Genomic DNA, 13,531 nt, shown 5'->3' with positions numbered 1-13,531 from the left:
GCCGCCGGGCGCCGACGCCGTGCTGCTCGGGTTCACCCGGGCGTTGCGGGCGGCCGGCGTCGCGGTGAGTGCCGAGCGGGTGCATGCCTTTCTGCGGGCGGTGGACGTGCTGCGGCCCGGGGTGCGGGCGGACGTGTACTGGGCCGGCCGGCTGACGCTGTGCGGTGACCGGGACGACCTGGAGCGGTACGAGCGGGTGTTCGCCGCCTACTTCGGTGCGGACGGGAGCCCCTCCCGGGCGGCGCGGGCCGCCGCTCCCCCGCCGCGGCTGCGGCTGGTCGTGCGGGACGCGCCCGGTGGGCCGCCCGCCGAGCCGGCCGAGGGGGAGCGGGAGGGTCCGCCCGTCGCCTCGCTCGCCAGTTCCGCGGAGGTCCTGCGCCACCGCGACGTGGCCGACCTCGATCCCGCGGAACGCGCGCAGGTGCGCCGGCTGCTGGCCGCGTTCGCGCTGCGCGGACAGTCGCGGCGCACCGCGCGGCGGCGGCCGGCCCGGCGCGGGGACGTCGATCCGCACCGCACCGTGCGGGAGATGCTGCGGCTCGGCGGCGAGCCGGCGCTGCTGCGGCGGCACGCGCGCACCGAACGGCCCCGCCGGGTCGTCCTGCTCGTCGACGTCAGCGGGTCCATGGGACCGTACGCCGACGCGCTGCTGCGGTTCGCGCACGCCGCCGCCCTGGGGCGGCGCACGGAGGTGTTCACCATCGGCACCCGGCTGACCCGGGTGACCCGGGAGCTGTCGCACCGGGACCCGGACCTGGCCATGGCCGCGGTCGCCGAGGCCGTGCCCGACTGGCGCGGGGGCACCCGGCTGGGCGAGCTGCTGCGGGAGTTCCTCGACCGCTGGGGCCAGCGGGGCATGGCCCGCGGCGCCGTGGTCGTCCTGCTGTCCGACGGCTGGGAGCGGGGCGATCCGCGGCTGCTCGCCGCCCAGATGCGGCGCCTGCACCGGCTCGCGCACGATCCGCCCCTTGGTCGCCTTGTTGAAGTGGCTGACGACCTTCCGGGTCGGCGCGTGCAGCACCCGTACGGTCGCCGTCCGCCCGGCGACCTCCCCCTTCGACTTCCAGACGGCCGCGTAGGCGGAGGACCGCAGGTCCAGCACCAGCCCGTCCCCGGCCGCCTCGGGCAGGACGGAGGCCATCGGCGTACGCCAGTACGCGGTCAGCGCCCCCAGGCCCGGCAGCCTGACGCCCATCGAGCAGCGGTAGGACGGAATCCGGTCGGTCACCCGCACCGCGCCCCACAGTCCCGAGAAGACCAGCAGCGAGCGCGCGGCGCGCCGCTTGGCGACGGCATCGAGGGAGGCCAGGTCCAGGGCGTCGTAGAGCACCCCGGTGTAGATCTCCCCGGCGGGCCGCGTCCCCGCCGTGCGCAGGGCGGCGTTCTTGGCGACCTCGCCGCGCAGCCCCTCGCTCAGCCCGAGCACCTCGCGGGCCTTGTCCTCGTCACCGGCACACAGCTCGACGAGCTCCGTGAGGACGGCCTCGCGGGCGGCGGCCAGCCCCGGCAGCGACAGCGACTCCGACCGCAGCGGGGTGCCGTGGCCGGAAGCGGCCTTGCCTTCGGACGGCGGCAGCAGGACAAGCACACGTACTCCTTCGGTCGAGCTCCGCGCCAGCGTACGGCGTGCCGTCCGGGCGCCTCCGCCCTACTCCGCCCGCGCCCGCGTGGGGGCGGTGAGGGCGCTCACCAGCGCGCCGGCGTCCTTGGCATGGAGGCGTACGACCCGCACCGGCCGGCGCCCGCCGAGAAGGGTGACGTGCTCGACGGGGGCGGTCAGCTCCAGGGTGAGCGAGGTCCGGGAGGCGACGGGGACGTTCAGCTCGCCGTCGGCCCGCTCGTGCGTCGTGCGCAGCTCCCGGCGCACGGACGCGATCCGCTCCAGCGAAACGCGCAGGTCGACGTGGACGCCGTACCGTACGCGCAGCCCGTCCGCGCCGAGCACGTGCGGGCGGACCACCGACGCCGCGTGCAGGGCGAGACGAGGACGACCGTGTACACGTCCAGGAACAGCACCACCGCGTGCGCGGTGGGCCGGTTCCGCAGCAGTACGGACATCAACAGCGTCTCGATCACGCAGACGAACGCCAGCCCGGCCATGACCGGCCCCTGACCGCGCGCGTACCCGAAGGCCCGTCCACCGCCACGGGCGCCGTGCGTACGGCGCGCCACCCGACGTTGACGCCACGTGAGGGTCAAGCGAACGGTCCGGCGCCTGACGGGGGTCGCGATCGTGTGCCACGATCGAGGGAACGGTTCCCGATCTCATGGACAGGTGATCTTGGGATGTCCGAGTCTGGCGAGCGACCGAAGGAGGGGGGTGACATGACTGCTGTGGCTCATGAGCCCATCACGCCGGCCGAGGGCCTGCTGGAGATCTTCCTGTCCCTCGACACCCCGGAGGGATTCCGGGCCGAACTGATCGAGGGGGAGATCGTCGTGACACCGCCGCCGGACGGGGACCACGAGGACTACATCAGTCTGATCATGAAGCAGGTGATCCGTCGGTCCCGAACCGACATGGACTTCTCCGGGAACAAGGGCTTGAGGCTGAGGAGCGGGGGCGGCTGCCCGAAGGACCACGTGATTCCGGACGGCACCTTCGCGCCTACGAAGCTGCGCCTCTACCGGGGTGCCGACTCCTGGATGCCCTGCGACGGTGTGGCCATGGTGCTCGAGGTGACGTCGACCAAGCCCAGGGCCGACCGCGAGGCCAAACGCCGTTGCTACGCCCGTGCCGGCATCCCTCTCTACCTGCTCGTCGACCGGGAAGCCTCATCCGTGACGCTGTTCAGCGAGCCGGAGAACGACGACTACCCAGAGCTCTGCACCCGCCCGTTCGGCAAGCCCCTCACGATCCCTGAGCCCTTCGCCTTCGAGTTGGACACCACGGACTTTCTCTGACCGGAACCCGGACGGGACCGGCCGACGCGCCCGGTACCATGGTCCACACGGCAGACGAGCCGGGCGGACGGCCGCGTGGAGCCCTTCCGGGGGCTTCCCGAGGAACGTCCGGGCTCCACAGGGCAGGGTGATGGCTAACGGCCACCCGGGGTGACCCGCGGGACAGTGCCACAGAAAACAGACCGCCGGGGGCTTCGGCTCCCGGTAAGGGTGAAACGGTGGTGTAAGAGACCACCAGTGCCCAGGGTGACCTGGGCAGCTAGGTAAACCCCACCCGGAGCAAGGTCAAAAGGAGCCGCCGCAAGGCGTGCTCTGCGCGGACGCATCAGGGCTGCCCGCCCGAGTCCGCGGGTGGACCGCACGAGGCCGGCGGCAACGCCGGTCCTAGATGGATGGCCGTCGCCCCGGGCTCCGCGAGGAACCCGGGGAACAGAACCCGGCGTACAGCCCGACTCGTCTGCCGCTACCTGCGGCTTTGCTTCCCAGAGGACATTTGACCTGCGGTGATGCGTCTTTCAGGGCTGTCGCGCCCGTGCCGTCTTACGCAGCGAAAAGTCCCTGGAGAAGTCTCTCGGGCGAAGCTGAAAGTCCCTGAGGAATCCCAGGGGATGATCTTGGTTCGTGAGGGTGACCAGGCCGGACGCAGCCTCTTCCAGGGCTCCGGCGTCACGGAGGGTGAGCGGACTCGACCCGGGCCGACGCTGTGGCCTTGGGTGACGGCAGCAGATCAAGCCCGGACCTGAACCTGGCGTCTTGGGTGCCCGGAGCCAGACTCCGGGCACCTTCCACAGTGCTCCGGCGCTGAGTTTCCTAGCAGCTCAATCGTCCAGAACTTCCTGAATGGCATCGACCACCGGTCGCCATACCTCACGCATGTGCTCGAAGGTCTGCACACCCGCCCGTTCCTTGCCGGAGAAGCGGCGCTCCGTCCAAGGGCTGAGCAGGTGGATCATGGGGCCTTCATACATAACGACGCCGTCCGCTCGCAGCCGTGCGACGACACGCTTGAACTCGTGGCCTTTCACCGACTGCCGGCCTTCGAGCTTCTTGTCGAAGACCGCCGGTGTGCCCTTGTGGCCGTGGTTACGCATCAGGTTCATCATCATCTTGACGAAGCGGACGGCCCTCTCGTTGGGCTCTGCCTCTCTCAGGCCCAAATCCTTCTGATGCCGGAACCACGGATGCCCCATCCGAACGGTCGGTGGTACCAGCAGTTCGAAGCTGTCCACCGTAGGTTCGCCTACGAGTTGAGCGTTGCCCAGCAGTCCGCCGGTGAGTTCGAAAGTGACGTCGGGGCCACCGCTCTGCGCCACCCCATCTTTCTGATGGTGTCCGCCCACCGTGTTCTTGCCGATTGAAATCTGCATACTCTCGCCCGAGATCTGGAGATGACGGCACCGGATGAAGCAGTCCGGCCCGAAGGTCGCAGATCCGGAACTCGGATTGACCGTGACCGTGTTCGGAAACTCCAGCGAGAGCGAGGCCAGAGGCCCCTTGAGGTCGAAGACCCCCGAGTTGCCGAGAACAACGTCCACCGTGATGCTGTTCCGGTTGCCCGAGCTCTCCCAGAGGGACAGTTCGCCAGCCACCATGTCGACCCCTTCCCCATCGCCGGGGCCTACCAGGGGTTCTCCACCATCAAGGCTCACGGAGACTTCGACGTCGTGCCGCTCGGACGCGACGAGCGAAGCGTGGAGAGCTGCGAGTTGGGACTCGTCGATGAGCATCTCCGAATTCTTCGCCGCCAGGAATTCGAAGAGTAGTCCGGTGGCGGCGCCAACCTCCTGAAGCGGCACCGTCTTGACCTTGTCAAACCGCTCTGCGGCAATGTAAGCCGAGAATACCGGATTAGCCCACTCACCCTCCGACCGGAATGGGTGGTCATCAAGGAACTCTCTGATGTTTCGACAGTATCGGCTCTGCAGGGACTCGTCCTTGCACCAGGACAGATCCGGCTCGTCGGCACCCAGCAGGTGATGGGCCAGCCAATCGACTTGTTCCTCTGGCCGATACATCTTCCCCGCAGGCAACTCCAGCTCTTCCGCGAGCTTGGTGGTCTTCTCCTGCTCCCGCTTGAGCAACTCCTCAATGATGTTTCCGAGTACACGTATCCTCTGGGTGTTGCCCACCTCGGACTCGAACGAGGCCCGGATGTTTATGAGGTTCCCCTTGCTCAGAAGCAGCGCGACGGCATAGAGAACGGGTGCGTACCCGATGAACGAGTCCGCCTCCTTTTGGCCATCAACGGCACCTGACAGGGCCGCGAGCACTGTGTCGCGCGTCGCCGCATATGCCTCACGCTCTTCGGTGCGGGCATTACCCACATAGAGGTCGATGTACCTGGCTCGCTGCTCCTCGTCGAAGTGAGAGATTTCGAACCAATTAACACGATTGTCAGATTTGGCCCAGATGTCTTCGAGGACTCTCTCCCTGCCGAAGAGGACAAGAGAGTGGGTCTGTGCCGAGGCGGAGAAGAGCGTCTGTACATATTCGTGCCAGGATGCGCCGGAGACCCTCATGCGTGCCTCGTCCAGCGCGTCGACCAGGAGGAAGGGGTTCGGGTCGCTTGACAGCCTCTCGAGGCCGTCCTTGGTGTCCGTATAGTCCCCCAGTCGCGTCCGAAGCGCGTCGCCGCTGACCGCCTTGTCCTTGTTCAGAAGCCAGAGGGGCACCTGCTTGATCGCGGACACCTCTTCCGCCAGGCGTGACTTGCCCGTCGCCCCCCGGGCCGAAACCAGCGTGATGAGCGGATCTTCGCTGGAGACCACCACACTCAGATTGGGTGGTACAAACGTCGACCTCGGTTCCGAGACGCGGAACGCCGTCAACTGCCGCCCTTTGAAGTTCCCCTCCGGCAGGGACGTCAGGAACTGGTCGAACGAGATCATCTCGCGCATGCGGTATCCCCCTCAAATGCTGAATCTGAATCATCGACAGGGCCGACTGGCCTCGGACGATCGGATGCGCCCAAGGTCGGCTGTACTCCCCCACCAGGCATGAGACAAGTACCCACGCCTACCTCTGGAACCGGCCGATCTGAAGAGGAGTTCCTCATCTCGCACACACCGTCCTGGACCGCAAGCCCGTGGCCCGGCCACCTTCGCTTCTTCCTCTCCAGGTCGAACTTCTGTTGAGGGAAGCCCGTACGGGTGACAGGGCAACCTGTTGCTGCGTCAGGTTACTCGGATCGCGAGGCCGGTCGTAGAAGGGTGAGCTCGTTGGACGGCGAGACGATCATCGCGGCGGGAAGTCTGGCCGTTTCGTTTGTCGCGGCTGGCATCGCTCTCTCCCAAGCTCGTTCCGCCCGACAGTGGGTCCGCCGCTCCGACGGGGCCGTCCGGGTAGTCGATCACGCGAACCGACAAGTAGCAGATCTTCAGAGGCGTGCCCAGCTCACCGAACTTCGGTCTGCGCTGCGAGCGGTGCTCGTTGATACACGGACGACCGCTTTGAACCAGGCTCGCTGGCAGGGGGCCCGTCTTCTGTCAATCCCCTGTAATCGTGGAGTCCTCCGCTATGCGGCCGCGGCCTCCTGCATGATCCTCAACTTCCCCTCTGGTCAAGGCTCCACGCTACGAGGGGAATGCCAGGTTCATCCCGGAACGGTTCACGGGATCCCGGTCGGACGGTCACCGTCCGACCGGGATCCCGGCGTTTCAGGGTGTGGTCAGCGCTGTCGGTAGGCGCGGATGACGGTCTGCTTGAGGTGGTTGCCGTGCTTGCCGCTGACGGTGGTGCGGAGCCCGACGTAGCCGTTGCCGTTGGGGGCGGGCGGGATCACGGCGGACAACGTGCTGTCCTTGCGGTGTGACGTGATCCGTTGCCAGGTGGCTCCGTCGTCGAAAGTCGCTTCGAGAGTGAACTTTGTGACACGCGGGTGGATGCCGTGGGCATGGTCGAGGGTGACGGTCACCGGGAGCGGCTTGTGGGCGGGGGCACTGTTGTCCAGGTCGACGTTGGCGTTGACGCGGACGTTGAGCAGTGCTGCCGGTGCGAGATCCTCGCAGTTGCCTTCGGGACGGGCGGAGGCGAAGGTCCATTCGGCGTCGACCTGGGTGGCCAGTGCCACGGTGGGGGTGTCGCGGTGGGCCTTCAGGCGGAGGGTGTACCGGGCGGTCTCGGACGGCAGGCCGGTGAAGAAGGCGTAGGCGGGGTCGTCGCTGGTGGCGATTTCGGTGCCGTCGCGCAGAAGGGTGGCCTGGCCGGTGTATTCGTAAGCGGCTGCGGTGTGACCGGGAGCCGAAGGCGAAAAGACGGAGATGGGCGTGAAGAGGAAGTCATCGCAGCGTGAGGCCTCGGCAATGGGGCTGATGGCTGCCTTGTTCCAGTTCTCGACGGTGTCCTTGCCTGCCTTGTAGCGGGCGGGCGGACCTTGTTCGAAGGAGGTGCCGGTGTCCAGCAGGCTGAGCCACTGCACCCGGCGTGCGGGGGTGAAGTATTCGGTGCGTTCGCTGGGCAGGCTGACATCGTAGAAGCCGCCGCTGGCGCGGTCGCTGCCGTCGAGCGCGGCCAGACTCGACCGGCTGCCCGCGGCAGGGTCGCCCTGGGTGTGGTAGCGGGCGTGTACGCGGGCCAGGTCGTCGCTGTCGACGTGGAAGACGGTGTTGCCGGGGATGCGGCCGTTGCGGGTCAGAGCGAGGTTGTAGACAGCCTCGGCCTGACCGGTGGTGGCGGGAGCGGTCAGGGTAGCGAGGTGGACGAAGGTGTAGGAGCGGGAGGTCACCTTCGCCGTGGGCACGGCGTACAGCTCGACGCCAGGGTCGTAGGCGAGGCTCTGGAACTCGTCGATGGCGCCGGCGACGGTCTGGTTGATGCCCAGCCACCGGATGTTCGCCTGGGTAGTCGTGTGGTTCACACCGGCCCGGACGGGTTTGCCGGCACGGGCGTCGAAAGCGACGGACGTGTCTTCGCTGACCTGCAAGTCGGGCTGGGAGGCAAGGGTGATGTCCTGCAGTTCGCCATCGTCATAGGTGTAGATGAGGGCGTCGACGCTGTAGCGGCCCTTGGGCACCCGGGCGGCCAGCGCATCACCCACGACGCGGGGCGTGAATTCCTGGCCGGTGTCGAGGTTGAGCAGCCTCACCCCACTGACGGGCAGATTCTGTCCGGCCCGGTCAGTGACACGGATCGTCGTGTCGTACACCTCGGGCTCGTTGTTGATGCCGAGGGCGGTACGGACCACGGTCTCGCCGTCGGCGCTTGTGGCGGTGAGGACACCGCTATAGGTGCCGGGACCGGCTTCGGCGGGGTCAATGGTCAACCGGGTCTCTGCAGCGCCATGTGCGGGCACCGTGACCTGTGACGCCTCAAGGGCGACCAGCTTGCCCGCTTCGGTACTGCCGCCGAGGTCGACGGCCAGGTTCAGGGTGAGGGGTTCGCCACGGTCATTGTGGTAGGTGACGGTTCGGGTGACGGGTGCGGTGTGCGGCCACTTCAGGTAACCGGACAGGGCGCCGGGGGCCGCGTACGCGTGCTGGCGGACGGCTCTGGCCACGTCGACGCGACCGCTTCCCTGAGCGAACACGTCCAGGCCGGGGGTGGACTTGGCGGTACTGGTCAAGGCTGCCTTGATCTGCTCGGCGCCCCAGCGGGGGTGCTGCTCGGCCAGCAGGGCTGCCGCGCCTGCCACGTGCGGGGTGGCCATCGAGGTACCGCTCAACCGCGTGTATTTCTCGTCGACCACGTCGCCGCGCTCGGTGCCGGCCGCCCGGGCCGCAACGACTCCGACGCCGGGGGCGGTGATCTCAGGCTTGACGGCCTGGTCGCCAAACCTGGGGCCACGGCTGGAGAAGTCAGCGAGGTGGTCGTCGGCGTCGACGGCTCCTACCGCTAGCGCGGCGTCCGCGGCGGCGGGACTGCTGACATCCCGCGTCGCGCCTGTGTTGCCGGCCGCGATGACGAACAACGCGCCGGTGGAGGCGGTGAGGCCGTTCACGGCCTGGGACATCGGGTCCGTGCCGTCGGTCGGGCCCGCGCCCAGGCTCATGTTGACCACTCGGGCGCCATGACCAGTCGCCCATTCCATACCGGCGATGATCTGGGACTCGGTCCCGTAGCCCTTGTCGTTGAGCACCTTGCCGACCAGCAGCCGAGTGTCCGGAGCCACCCCGGCATACCTGCCGCCGGAGGCACTGCCGTTGCCGGTGATGATCGACGCCACATGGGTGCCGTGACCGTTTCCGTCCACTGCTCCGTCGGGACTGCCCGTGAAGTCCTTGGAGTCCGCGACCGCGTCGGCCAGGTCCGGGTGTGCGGTGTCGATGCCGGTGTCCAGCACCGCCGTCAAAACGCCCTTGCCCGTCAACTCGTCCTGCCAAGCCTCAGGGGCGCCGATCTGCGGGACGCTCTTGTCGAGCGCTGCCTTCACCGTGCCGTCCAGCCAGATCCGGGACAGCCCCGGCGCCAGGACCCGAGACCGGCCGTTCTTCCGGGTCATCATCTTCCACAGCCCGGCCGTTTTCGCCTTACGTGCGGTGACCACGTCGGCGTTGACGCTCTTCAGCACGCCTTTCGCCGGCGCCGCGCTTGCCATCGCCGAGCGGGCGCTCCTGCCTGGCTGCCCGCCCTGGTACCGCACGATCAGCTGCAGGGTGGAACGCTTCTGGTCGTCATATCCCATCCGTGTCAGCGCCTTCACATCGAACAGGCGGGCATCGACGGAACCGCGCTGCAGGAGGGCCAGCGCATCGGAGGGTATGACCGTCACCGAATCCCCACGGGACTGGTAGGCGAACGAGACGCCCTCACGTCCCGGCCCCGGCTGTACGGTCACCCCCTCCTTGCCGCCGGCGAACGTACTCAACCGCACCCGGTCACCGGTCACCAGCGTGACCGTACGCATCGACACCGGTTCCTCGGCCCTGGGCGGGCCGGCCGGGGTTTCCGCGCCGGAGGCGGCCGCGCTGCCCACCACGCCCGCTGCGATCGCCACCGCCAAAGCGGCGGCCAGCAGCCTGCCGCCTCTGTGTTCTCTGCTCATCTACGACCTTCCCAAAGAGCAGGCAGAGCGGCGGCGGCACAGACGCGAAAGCGGTTCTTGCCTCACGCCCCGCGACCCCACTCTCCTGCCGGCTGCGCCTCGCCGACCGTCCCGCGACGCAACAAGAGGCGGGCATCCGGCAGAGGCGGGCACGGGATCTGCCCCGTCCACCCTCCAGACGGCCACCAGCCCCCTCAACGCTGCTTCGTGTCACCGCATGTCCATGTGGCCGCCTTGACAAGTGATGTGAGGACCCGTCAGTGATATGGCCCAGTCCGCGGCGTCCGGCATCGTCGGTGCTCGCGGCGCTCATCGCTACCGGTGCGCCGGCGGAAGCGCGGTGTACCCACCGTCCGGACCGGTCAGCGGGTCGGCCCGGCCCTGGACGCCGCAGCGCCTTGCACCGGCGGGCGCCGGGGAGGCAACGGGCGATGGTCGCCTCATGCCGAGACGTCGTCCTGCTGCCGGATCCTGCTCAACCCTCGGTTGCAGGGCGCTGAGCTGTTTCCATCGGGTGCGGAGAAGGTTCCAGTCGCCGAGGCCGCTGCCGATGGCCGGGCCGGTGGAGCCGGTGATGACAACGGGTCTGCGGGCTGGGCCTGCCGGTAGAGCCAACAAGCACGGTCACGGGGGCTGGTCTCGAATTCTGCTGTCTGCCGGTGTTCTGAGAATGCTGCCTGCGTCGCGGCACTCAGGTGATCTCCAAGCAGACGGCTTTGACGACGGCAGCGGCCGTGCCAGAGGCCCCGAGCTGATCCAACGGGAGTTTGACAGCAGCCTCTGACACCAGCCTCTCAGAGGAAGAGCACGGGGGCAGTGGTACGACTGGTCGCCGGGCAGCGGGCACTGGGTCAGTCCTGGGTGCCGGTCAGCTTCGCCATCTCGGCGAGGACAGTGCCGTCGGCGGACTTGACGGTGATGACCGGAGCCGGGGCCCCCTTGGTGATGGCGTGGGTGTCGGCGGTGTAGAACGCGGCCCAGCCGGGGGTGCCGGCCAGGGTGATCACCTTCGCCGCCATGGTCCGGCCGTCAACCTTCACCGTGACCTTGTCCGGCTTGCCCGGGCCGTGGTAAAGGCCCGCCCACAGCATGCCGGAGGAGTCCCCGGCCACGATGGCCGAGACCTTCCCGTTGGGTACGTCGGCCACCTTCAGCGTCCAATCCTTGGTCGTGCCCGAGGACTTCGACGTCCCCTGGAACAGGCCCTGCGAGGTCAGCCACACCGTGTTGTCCCGGCCCACCGCGACCATCTCACCCGAAGCCACCACCCGTGCATCCCGCGGCGCCGTTGCCGGCGCCGCGGGAACCGCAGGGGTATCGAAGAAGCCGAACGAACCCAGCGAGAAAGCCGCCGCCGCGGTGACAGGAACGAGCACCGCGGCGATCAGCGCCGTGGACCGGGCCGTGTGCCGGCGTCGGCGCATGATCTGTCCCCGGCGGATCACCGCATCCACCGGGGGCGATCCCACCGGCAGGTCTGACGTCATTCGGCGCAGGGCTGCGGCTAGGGCCTCGTCCTGGTTCATCGGATCGTTCCGTTCTGTGCAGCGAGTTCCGTGAGCCCGGTGCGAGCCGGGATGGGGCGGCCCGTCAGGGCAGCCAGTGCGCCGTCCTGGCGGAGCTTGGCCAGCGCTCGGGTGATCTGGCTGCGGACGGTGCTCTCCCTGGTGCCCAGGACCGCGGCGACCTGGGCGTGGGTCATGTCCTCGAAGTAGCAGAGCACCAGGGCGGACCGTTGCCGGATCGGCAGCCTTCCCAACGCGTCGGCAAGCACGCTGCGGTATTCCACCTGAACGGTCGGGTCGGCTACCGGGGCCTCGGGAAGCCACGGGGTGAACCATTCACGGACGGACCGTCTGCGGAACCGGTCCGCATGAACATGGATCATGATCTTGCGGACGTAGGCGGCCATGTCGTCGCTGTGCCGTACCTTGTCCCACTTCGCGTACGCGCGGGCGAGTGCGGCCTGAGCCAGGTCCTCGGCATCATGGTGGCTGCCGGTCAGCAGATAGGCAGTGCGCAGCAGGCTCGGCCACCGGCCGACCATGAAGGCGTGGAACTCATCATCGGTGTCGCTGTTCAATCCGGCCCTCGACAGGGTTCGGCGTGCGGCTAGGCCGCTTGGAGTACCAGCTGTGCCGCGCCACCGAACATCCGAGCCATCGAGAGAACGGCTCAGGCGCCCGGTGTGCGAGGCCTGTGGGTGCCGCCGCCGCACCCTGAGCGCGGCGGCGATGCGGTGCGGAGCGTCTCAGGATGCCTTCTTCGCCATCTCGGCGAGGACAGTGCCGTCGGCGGACTTGACGGTGATGACCGGAGCCGGGGCCCCCTTGGTGATGGCGTGGGTGTCGGCGGTGTAGAACGCGGCCCAGCCGGGGGTGCCGGCCAGGGTGATCACCTTCGCCGCCATGGTCCGGCCGTCAACCTTCACCGTGACCTTGTCCGGCTTGCCCGGGCCGTGGTAAAGGCCCGCCCACAGCATGCCGGAGGAGTCCCCGGCCACGATGGCCGAGACCTTCCCGTTGGGTACGTCGGCCACCTTCAGCGTCCAATCCTTGGTCGTGCCCGAGGACTTCGACGTCCCCTGGAACAGGCCCTGCGAGGTCAGCCACACCGTGTTGTCCCGGCCCACCGCGACCATCTCACCCGAAGCCACCACCCGTGCGTCCCCCGGCGCCGCCTTCACGATGGCGCGCGCGGGCGCCGCCTTCACGGCGTGCCCCGAGGTGGCCGACGCGAACGCCGCACCACCGCCCGCCACCATCAGGGTGGCACCGGCAACAGCAACGACCGAACGCAACGACAACCTCCGCCTACGCGAGCTCATGGACGTCATCAAGATCTCCTTCGCATCATCAGCAGCAGACCGATACCGCCAGGTCCCATCGGGATCAGCGGCGGACGAGCTGACCCATCCACCTTGCAGACAGCACCGTCCCGGCCAAACGCTGCTCGCGCCCCACAGCCCGCAGATGTGACGCTCCTCACGCAAGCCGAGGGCAGGTCCATTGAACCGCCCCGAGTTTCATGGAGTCCCCGATCGTGTGATCAAGCGGTCTGCGGGGTGCTCCAGGCTCGCCCGGTACTCCTGCTCGTACTCGCCGTCGGCCCGTAGCCGAGACCGATCCGGCTGTGGCCGTCACCGGAGAGCAGCATGATCGGAGGTGGCAGTGCCCACTTCGCCACCGTGCAGGGCGTGTCCGACAGCGAGGAGCCATGGCAGCCTGGGCCGATCCCCGTCACATCGGTGAACGGAACGTGATCCCCGCTCCAGGACGATGCCTTGGTGTCATCAAGCCTCAGCCCCCACTCTCCTACCAAAACCCTTTGTGGGCCGCCGCCTACGTCGTCAACGGCGGATGCTCGGACGACGGCTTCGGCTGCTTCCAGGGACGGCTCCGGCCCGAAGCGGCGCAGGGGTGTGTCAATTTAACGGGTCTGGCCCGTAGTCGGTGGTGACGGCGGGTAGCCATCAGCGATCATGATCTTGTGATGGATGTCAACTCGCTTGTCGCCACGGCGTTTTCCGGGCTGTCGGGGGTGGTGATCGAGGGTGTTACGGACGGCGGGGACGCGGTCGTGGTCACGGCCCGTACCCGGGGTGTCGCGGTGCCGTGCCCGGTGTGCGGGACGCCGACGATGAAGGTG

The 13,531-nt window shown here is 68.3% G+C and carries 6 protein-coding genes, 1 other RNA gene and 4 pseudogenes; 4 read left to right on the top strand and 7 right to left on the bottom strand.

Annotation, left to right across the window (positions count from 1 at the left end; translation table 11 throughout):
- Positions 1-19: 19 nt before the first annotated feature.
- Positions 20-958: pseudogene (locus C1I97_RS42430) on the top strand (vWA domain-containing protein); the annotation flags it as partial.
- Here the strand turns inward: C1I97_RS42430 and yaaA are convergent.
- Both yaaA and C1I97_RS41115 read right to left on the bottom strand, forming a co-directional pair.
- Positions 950-1,588: pseudogene (gene yaaA, locus C1I97_RS05380) on the bottom strand (peroxide stress protein YaaA); the annotation flags it as partial. The pseudogenes C1I97_RS42430 and yaaA sit on opposite strands and share 9 nt — an antisense overlap.
- Positions 1,589-1,648: 60 nt before the next feature.
- Positions 1,649-2,199 (bottom strand): annotated as a pseudogene (locus tag C1I97_RS41115) (hypothetical protein).
- Positions 2,200-2,325: 126 nt separating this feature from the next.
- Here C1I97_RS41115 and C1I97_RS05370 point away from each other — a divergent pair.
- Complete coding sequence (locus C1I97_RS05370) at positions 2,326-2,904, top strand: Uma2 family endonuclease (RefSeq protein ID WP_111002083.1); 579 nt, start codon at positions 2,326-2,328, stop codon at positions 2,902-2,904.
- Positions 2,905-2,959: 55 nt separating this feature from the next.
- Positions 2,960-3,364: RNase P RNA component class A (rnpB, locus tag C1I97_RS05365), an RNA gene on the top strand.
- Between the two features lie 358 nt (positions 3,365-3,722).
- Here the strand turns inward: rnpB and C1I97_RS05360 are convergent.
- The 5 genes from C1I97_RS05360 to C1I97_RS05340 form a co-directional block, all read right to left on the bottom strand.
- Positions 3,723-5,801: a hypothetical protein gene (locus C1I97_RS05360; protein ID WP_111002069.1), complete on the bottom strand. Its 2,079-nt coding sequence runs from the start codon at positions 5,799-5,801 to the stop codon at positions 3,723-3,725.
- Positions 5,802-6,571: 770 nt separating this feature from the next.
- Positions 6,572-9,883 (bottom strand): S8 family serine peptidase, encoded by a 3,312-nt coding sequence (locus C1I97_RS05355; protein WP_111002068.1) that lies wholly within the window; start codon positions 9,881-9,883, stop codon positions 6,572-6,574.
- Between the two features lie 851 nt (positions 9,884-10,734).
- Positions 10,735-11,148, bottom strand: coding sequence for a hypothetical protein (locus C1I97_RS05350; protein ID WP_146608162.1), 414 nt, complete (start codon positions 11,146-11,148; stop codon positions 10,735-10,737).
- Positions 11,149-11,405: 257 nt separating this feature from the next.
- A complete protein-coding gene (locus C1I97_RS05345) occupies positions 11,406-11,966 on the bottom strand; it encodes a SigE family RNA polymerase sigma factor (RefSeq protein WP_111002066.1) in 561 nt (186 codons plus the stop codon).
- A gap of 168 nt (positions 11,967-12,134) precedes the next feature.
- Positions 12,135-12,719 (bottom strand): hypothetical protein, encoded by a 585-nt coding sequence (locus C1I97_RS05340; RefSeq protein WP_146608161.1) that lies wholly within the window; start codon positions 12,717-12,719, stop codon positions 12,135-12,137.
- Between the two features lie 476 nt (positions 12,720-13,195).
- Here C1I97_RS05340 and C1I97_RS41110 point away from each other — a divergent pair.
- Positions 13,196-13,282 (top strand): annotated as a pseudogene (locus C1I97_RS41110) (DUF4240 domain-containing protein); the annotation flags it as partial.
- Positions 13,283-13,531 lie beyond the last annotated feature (249 nt).

Origin of the sequence: Streptomyces sp. NTH33 (genome assembly GCF_003236365.1) — a bacterium.
In the GTDB taxonomy this organism is placed as follows: domain Bacteria; phylum Actinomycetota; class Actinomycetes; order Streptomycetales; family Streptomycetaceae; genus Streptomyces.
This window is presented reverse-complemented; position numbering and strand designations above follow the sequence as displayed.